Source organism: Streptomyces sp. NPDC056347, from assembly GCF_042262625.1.
GTDB lineage: Bacteria > Actinomycetota > Actinomycetes > Streptomycetales > Streptomycetaceae > Streptomyces.
In genome coordinates this window covers 1-7,864 of record NZ_JBHJQP010000263.1, presented here as the reverse complement: position 1 = coordinate 7,864, position 7,864 = coordinate 1, and the positions used below count along the sequence as shown (strand labels likewise).

Annotated in this window: 4 protein-coding genes; all 4 read left to right on the top strand. The window is 68.9% G+C overall.

Annotated features, from left to right (window positions below; genetic code table 11):
* The first annotated feature begins 690 nt into the window (after positions 1-690).
* Positions 691-2,520 carry an ATP-dependent endonuclease gene (locus ACFCV8_RS34600; RefSeq protein WP_376689480.1) on the top strand — a complete coding sequence of 610 codons (1,830 nt, stop codon included), beginning with the start codon at positions 691-693 and terminating at the stop codon, positions 2,518-2,520.
* A gap of 271 nt (positions 2,521-2,791) precedes the next feature.
* Positions 2,792-3,988: an exonuclease SbcCD subunit D gene (locus ACFCV8_RS34595; RefSeq protein ID WP_376689479.1), complete on the top strand. Its 1,197-nt coding sequence runs from the start codon at positions 2,792-2,794 to the stop codon at positions 3,986-3,988.
* A gap of 1 nt (position 3,989) precedes the next feature.
* Complete coding sequence (locus ACFCV8_RS34590; RefSeq protein ID WP_376689478.1) at positions 3,990-6,998, top strand: AAA family ATPase; 3,009 nt, start codon at positions 3,990-3,992, stop codon at positions 6,996-6,998.
* Between the two features lie 518 nt (positions 6,999-7,516).
* Positions 7,517-7,744 (top strand): hypothetical protein, encoded by a 228-nt coding sequence (locus tag ACFCV8_RS34585; RefSeq protein ID WP_376689477.1) that lies wholly within the window; start codon positions 7,517-7,519, stop codon positions 7,742-7,744.
* Positions 7,745-7,864 lie beyond the last annotated feature (120 nt).

The window sequence follows — 7,864 nt, the reverse complement described above, 5'->3', positions numbered from 1 at the left end:
CGCCAGGACCGTCCTGGCGGGCCCCGCCACCGACGAAAGTCCTGGCGTTCCGCCACGTGCCGGGCAAGGCTCAACACCTGCGCGATGGCACCGGTCGTGCATCCGTGGGCCGACAGCCGGCGAACTGCCTCGTGCCACTCCCGGGCCCGAGCGACCAGCCACTGCTCCGCACCGGTGTTCCGGATCGGGCGTCGGGGCCGGACCGCGGTCGTACGCCGGGCCGAAGGAGTACCCACCTCGGGTCCTTGCGGACGGCCCAACCTGCCCACACGCATCCGACGGCAGCTCCATCTACCTCTCACCGCTCCCGCGCGAAGCGCATGAAAGACCTCCCGCAGCCCGGCGGGCGGGTGACCGGGGGAAGGGGAAAGGCGCGATACGACGGGACCGAAGCCGGCTGACACCCGGTGCCACGGTCGAATCCAAGCCGACGAGACACCCCCGCCCGTGCCGCTCGTCCATGCGAACGCAGGGGTGCGTGTGCCCCAACTCCCCGAGGGAAGAGGGCCACTGACGGAATCGACCGGGAAAGCTACCGGCCAGTTCAATTGACCCAAAACGTGCTGCAGTTGTTCAACAGCACTTAATATGACGGCCTGTGCCAGTGGCACAGGCGCCTCATCAGCATCCGCGCTTGTCGCATGCCACGCCTCTGTCCACCGCCGGACGGAGAGATACGGAGCAGCTCCCGTGTATCTCGACAGCTACTCCGCGCACGGGTTCCGCTCCCTGGCCCACGTCGAGGACATCCCCGTCAGCCGGCCCACCGTCCTGGCCGGCCGGAACGACGGAGGCAAGAGCGCGGTGCTCACCGCACTGGCCTTCCTCCTCGGTACCCACCGCCTGACCGACGAGGACCGCACCTACGTGCAGGGCGAAGAGGACTCCAAGGGCCGACGGTGCGCCGAGACCTGGGTGGAGGGCCGCTTCCGGCTGGACGCCGAAGAGCAGGACCGCAGCGGCCTGGGCGAGCACGTGCGCATCCGCCGGCGCTCACCCCTGGGGGAAGCGACCTGCCTGGAGCACTTCGGCAGCCTGCCCGTCGACCCGAAACTGCGCAACCTCGACCAGATGCTCAAGCCGGCGCTCGCGGCCCTCGTCACCGAGTACGGCCTGTCCCCGGCAGGAACCCTCAAGGAATCCCTGCTGGCAGAACTCACGGCACACGCCAGGACCGTTCCCCAGGAGCAGGGGTGGCGGCCGCTGCCCAAACCGCTCGAGGAGCGGCTCCCGCGGCTCCTGTCGTTCGGGGGGAGACACGAGAGCCCCGACGCCGCCGTACACACCGCTTTGAACAGCAGCTACAAGACACACCTGGAGGACGAGACCCTCCAGGGCCGTGTCCGCGAGATCGAAGAAGAGATCAACCAGCGGCTGGAGAAGGAAGCCGACTCGCTGTGCCGTCACATCCGCCGGCACTGCGGCGAGTACGTCAACGTCAACGTCAAGCCCATGGTCTCCTTCAGCGGAGGATTCAAAGGCGCCCCGCTGCACGTCTCCAGGGCCGACGGCGAACCGGTCGACCTGACGCGCGCCGGCCAGGGAAGCACTCGCCGCATCGCCCTGGCGGTATGGGAATGGACCAGCGACCTCCTGGAGAACGCCGAACTGGCCGCATCAGGAGAACCCGCGGCAACCCGGCCCACACAGACCATCGTCGTCTACGACGAGCCCGACACCCACCTCGACTACCGCCATCAGCGCACGGTCATGGACATCGTCCGCAAACAGTGCGCCCTGCCTCACGTGAACGTCATGGTCGCCACCCACTCGATGAACCTCATCGACGGCGTCGACATCGCCGACGTGGTCCACCTCGGCCTCGGACCCGGCGGACGCACCGTCGTCGAACGCCTCAAGGACGACCAGCACGACGGGATCGACTTCCACCTCGGCCAGATCGCGGCATCACTGGGTCTGCGCAACTCCGTCCTGCTCCACGAGCGCTGCTTCCTCGCCGTCGAAGGCGACACCGAGCAGAAAAGTCTCCCCCTGCTCTTCCGCCTGGCCCAGAACATGTCGCTCCAGGCCGCGGGCATTGCCCTGTGGGGCTGCGAGAACAACGAGGGCGCCCTCCACCTGGCCAGCTACCTCGCCAAACACCAGCGCACCGTCATGCTGATGGTCGACGCCGACAGCCGCACCAACAAACTCTTCAAGGACGAACGGCTCCGGCGTGCCGGCCTCAACCTCGAAGAGCAGGTGTCCTACGTCGGCGAAGCCGATGGCTACAACGAACTCGAAGAACTCTTCAGCAACGAGCAGTGGACCACTGCCGCCAACACCCTGTGGCCCAAGCCGGCACCCCGGACCTGGCACCCGGACGACTTCGAGGCACACCGCGACGGCAAGAAATTCAGCGCCCGCATCCTCGACATGATCAAAGAAGAAGCGGAAGACAACAGCCCCAACGGCAAACCCGCCATGGTCTACGGGCTCGCCACCACCCTCACCACCCCTGGGGACGTGCCCCGCCAGCTGCGGGAAATCTTCACCGACCTACAAGAACTCACTCACTGACCAGACGCCGACCGCTGAGCCCGGCGCAAGAGCATGCGCTCTTTGCGCTGCTCGTCGGTCGGCGCCACCCACGCATGCCAGCCAACCGATTCCACCCACTGGCGGGCATGAACCCGGGCGTCGACACCACACCATCTGCACCCGCCTGGCGAGGGAACACAGCCAGCACGAGCAGACCTCGGAGAGGGCATCTCTCCTCCTTCCCACGCCTCTTATCTTCCCTTCCGACACTGACAATCACACTGAGTGACGAAGCTCGAGGTGTACGCGTATGAGGTTCCTCCACACGTCCGACTGGCACCTGGGCCGACGGTTCCATTCAGAAGACCTGGTACCAGCCCAGCGCGTCTTCCTCGACCACCTGGTCGACACCGCACGCACCGAGAACGTCGACGCCGTCCTGGTAGCCGGAGACATCTACGACCGGGCCATCCCCAGCCTCGACGCCGTACGCCTGTTCAACCACGCCCTGCACCAGCTCGCGGACCTGAACGTGCCGATCATCATGATCAGCGGAAACCACGATTCCGCCCATCGCCTCGGCGTCGCCTCCGGCCTTCTGGCACGCACCGGAATCCACCTGCGCACCGACCCCGCCACCTGCCACACCCCCGTCGTTCTCGAAGACACCCACGGCTCCGTCGCCGTCTACGGCATCCCCTACCTCGAACCCTCGACGGCCCGCGCCCAGCTGGAAGCGGAAGCCGTCACCCACCGCGCCGTACTGACCGCGGCCCTGGAACGCATCCGCACCGACCTCGCCACCCGCCGGCCCGCCGGCACCCGCTGCGTGGTCCTCGCCCACGCCTTCGTCACCCCCGGCACCGGACAGCCCGAAGAACGCGACAAGGCCAAGGAATCCACCAGCGAACGCGACATCGCCGTCGGCGGCATCGCCCACGTAGGCGCCGACCTCTTCCACGGCATCGACTACGTCGCCCTCGGCCACCTCCACGGCGCCCACCGCATCACCGACCGCGTCCACTACAGCGGCTCACCCCTGGCCTACTCCTTCTCCGAAGCCCGCCACACCAAAACGATCACCCTCGTCGACCTCACCCCCCACGCCGCCCCCACCCTCACCCACCGGCCCTGCCCCGTCCCACGCCGCCTGGAACGCGTCACCGGTTTCATCGACGACCTCCTGACCAACCCCGTCCACGAGCCACTCCAGGACGCCTGGCTCGAGGTCACCCTCACCGACACCGCCCTGCCCTTCGAGGCCATGGCCCGCCTGCGCCGCCGCTTCCCCCACACCGCCGACCTCAAGCACCGGCCCGCCCGCATCCCCGCACAGGCCACGGACACCACCTACAGCGACCGCATCCGCGACCGCAGCGACCTCGACATCACCACCGACTTCATCCACAGCATGCGCGGCACCGAACCCACCCCGGACGAACATGCCCTGCTCCAGCAAGCCGTCGAAGCCTCCCGCCTGAACGAGCAGCAGAAGGAAACCGTCTGACATGCGCCTGCACACCCTGCGTCTGCAGGCCTTCGGCCCTTTCGCCCGCACCCACACCATCGACTTCGACACCCTGTCCGACGACGGCCTCTTCCTCCTCCACGGAGACACCGGCGCCGGAAAGAGCACCGTCTTCGCCGCCATCTGCTACGCCCTCTACGGCAAACCACCCGGCGACCGCGACCTGCTGCTGCGCAGCCACCACGCCCCCGCGGACCTCCTGACCGAAGTCACCCTGGACGTCACCCTCGCAGGCCGCCGCCTGCGCATCCGCCGGATTCCCGCTCAGATGCGACCCAAGCGGTCCGGCACGGGCGAGACCCCCCAGAAGCCCGAAACCCACCTCAGCGAGTGGACCACCGACACCGCCGGCCAGGGCCGCTGGGAAGCAGTCAGCAAATCCCACCAGGAAGCCTCCGCCGAGATCACCGACCTGCTCGGCATGAGCCGCGACCAGTTCTGCCAGGTCGTCCTGCTGCCCCAGAACGAATTCACCAAGTTCCTCCACGCCGACGCCCACGGCCGGCGCGAACTCCTCGGGAAACTCTTCCGCACCCACCGCTTCTCCTTCATCGAACGCTGGCTCAACGACCACAGCCGCATCACCGAGAAGGGCCGCGACGCCGCCCGAGCCGATGTCCTTCGCCTGGCCGAACGCATCCACCAGGCCGCCGGAGAAGACCTCGCGACCGGGCACACCGCACCCACCCCCGAAGACCCCCGCACCCTCACCGAGCCCGCACGAACCTGGGCCCGGGACCTTCTGCGCGCCAGCCGCACCCACCACGGCAGGACACTCCAAGCAGCCGCAGAGGCCAGGTCCGACCTGGCCGAACAACAGACCCTCGAAGCCGCAGCACGCGAACTCCACCAGCAACAAGCCGGCTACGAAGAAGCCCAGCGGCAGCTCAACCTGCTGCAGGAACAAAAACCGCACCAGAACACCCTCCTGCACCGCCGCGACCAGGCCCGCCGCGCCCAGCAGGCAGCACCCCAGCTGCACGCCGCCGACACCGCGGCCAACGACCACGCCCACGCCCGGCGCGCCGAACACAACGCCCGCGACCACCTGCCGCCCCAGCACACCGGCCTGGACGCCGGCCAACTGGAGACCATCGAACACAGCACCCGCGACGAAGCCGCCGTCCTGACCGCGCTCATCCCCGAAGAAGACACCGTCCACCGGCTGACCACCCAGCTCAAGCGCATCGACGCCGAACGGCAGGACTTCGCCACCCAGCAACGCACCTCCCAGGACTGGCTCGACGCGGAGTCCGACAGACGCCACGACCTCGAGACACGACGCGAAACCGCTCGCCAGGCCGAACAGGAAAGCAGCCGCCACCGCGATGCCCTGGACGGCCTCAGAACCCGCATCGAAGCCGCCAAGCGCCGCGAGACCCACCTCGCGAACGTCATCCAGGCCGAACAGCACCTGACGGACACGCAGAAGGCTGCCGCCTCGTCCGGCCGGCACTACCTCGACATCCGCCGCCGACGCACCGAAGGCATGGCCGCCGAACTGGCCGCCACCCTCACCGACGGCGCTCCCTGCCCGGTCTGCGGATCCTGCACCCACCCGGCCCCCGCCCCCACCCAGGACGGGCAGCCCACCCGCCAGGACGAACAGGACGCCGAAGCCGCCCACGAGCGGGCCAACGCCGCCCGGGACGCCGCCGCGACCGCCCTGCACGACCTGCGCGAACAAGCGGCCACCGCGACCGGTGAAGCGGGCAGCACCCCACTGCCCGACCTGCAGACCCAGCACACCGAACTCGCCGCCGCCCTGACCGCCGCCCTGGCCCGTGCCGCCGACCGGGGCACCACCCAGGAAGAACTCCGCGCACTCGACACCGAGCACACCCACCACACCGAGCAGCACCGCACCGCAACCGCCGGACTGTCCGCCCGCAACGCCGACTACGACACCCTCAACCGGCAACTCACCGAGCTGACCACCAAACTCACCACGGCCCGCGGCACCCACCCCACCGTCGCCGCCCACGCGGCCGAACTCACCCGCATCGCCGACCGCCTCGAAGAAGCCGCCCGGGCATCCCGCACCCTCGCCACCGCCGCCCAGACCCTCGCCGACCGCACCGAGCAGGCCGTCCTCGCCGCGAAGGACCAGGGATTCGACACCCCGGCACTCGCCCAGCAGGCTCTCCTCGACGACGAGGACCTGCGCGCCATCGAGGCAGAGATCACCCAATGGCGCGAGAAACGCGCCGTACACACCGCGGTCCTGGAAGACCCGGCACTGCGACAGGCCGCCGCCCAACCCCCCGCCGACCTCGCCACCGCCACGGCAGCACGCGACACAGCGGACGAGCAGCACGCCGCAGCAACCGCCGCGGCCGCCAACGCCCACACCCGCACCCGGGACCTCACCACCCTGACCGCCGATCTCGAGACCGCCGTCCAGCGCCTCCAGCCACTCGAACAGGCCCACAACACCGCACGCCACCTGGCCGAACTCGTCACCGGCAACTCAACCAGCGCCCGAGTCCGCATGCAGCTCGAGGCCTACGTCCTGGCAGCACGACTCGAAGAGGTCGTCACCGCCGCCAACACCCGCCTGAACATCATGTCCGAAGGCCGCTACACCCTCTCCCACTCCGACCACCAAGCCGCCCGCGGCGCCCGCTCCGGCCTCGGCCTGCAGATCACCGACTCCTGGACCGGCCGCCCCCGCAGGACCGACACCCTCTCCGGCGGCGAATCCTTCTTCGCCTCCCTCTCCCTGGCCCTCGGACTGGCCGACGTCGTCACCCACGAATCCGGCGGCAACCCCCTCGACACCCTCTTCATCGACGAAGGCTTCGGCACCCTCGACGAGGAAACCCTCCACAAAGTCCTCGACGTCCTCGACTCCCTGCGCGCCCACGACCGCACCGTCGGCGTCATCAGCCACGTCCCCGAACTGCGCCGCCGCATCCCTCACCGGCTCCACGTCCGCAAGAACCCCACCGGCTCCACCTTCAGCCACCTGACCGAACCGGCCGAATAGCCCGGCACCCGCAAAAGACGCGGAGGGGCCCCGGCCACCCGCGTGCGGCCGGATGTTCCAAAGGGGCGCATCCGATGGGATGCGCCCCTCTCGCGGGCGCCGCGCTGGAACGCGGTGTGCTGCCCGGTCCCTGTTCCATGGTGCAGCCACGATGCCAGGGGGCCTCGGCAGCGAGTGCCGGAGGCGTGTTGTACGGACGATGGCATCCAGTGCCCCGCTTCGGCAATGGCGTCTGGACGAAAATGAATGAAAATATCGGTTTCACAGCCCTGGCCTGCGATTTTCGAATACTTCAGATTCTGTTCGTCAACCCATTCGCCATCTCTTGGCGGTGAATCTCTGGACGCACAGGCATCAACGCCCTCGAGACGGAAGCAACGCATTGTGATGGTCGGGTCACCGGTGAGAGGATCAACGCCGTTGGCGGGACGATCTGGAAATCGCCGCCATCAGTTCACGGTGCAGCCAACCCATCGCGCTCACAGAGGGCGTGACATGACGTCAGGCAGGTAACAGGTATGCGTTCGTTCTCTTCCCCGCCGGCCCCCGGCGGTCCGTCGCAGGGGGCCCTCACGACGACGGAGATGATCGTCGTCGTCGTGGTCATCGTGGTGGCAGCGGGCCTCGCTGCCCTCGGGATGCCCGTGTTCGGCGCCCTCGAGCTCATCGCCGGCGCCCTCTGCGTCGCGTGCCGGTCCGTCAGGGCCATGCGCGCGGCCGACGCGCCCCCGGCCGGGGCCGTCTGACGATCCCATGGGACGGCGTGAGAACGCCGTTGCCGCCGACACCCGGCAGTCCGAGGCGCGGGCGGGGTGGGGTCGCGCCCCGCGGGCGGGCCCCGGCATCACCTACGCGGCGAAGGCCAG

Coding starts and splice junctions, on each gene's coding strand:
- ACFCV8_RS34595 (WP_376689479.1), top strand. CDS start 2,792: ATGAGGTTCCTCCACACGTCCGACTGGCACCTGGGCCGACGGTTCCAT.
- ACFCV8_RS34590 (WP_376689478.1), top strand. CDS start 3,990: ATGCGCCTGCACACCCTGCGTCTGCAGGCCTTCGGCCCTTTCGCCCGC.
- ACFCV8_RS34585 (WP_376689477.1), top strand. CDS start 7,517: ATGCGTTCGTTCTCTTCCCCGCCGGCCCCCGGCGGTCCGTCGCAGGGG.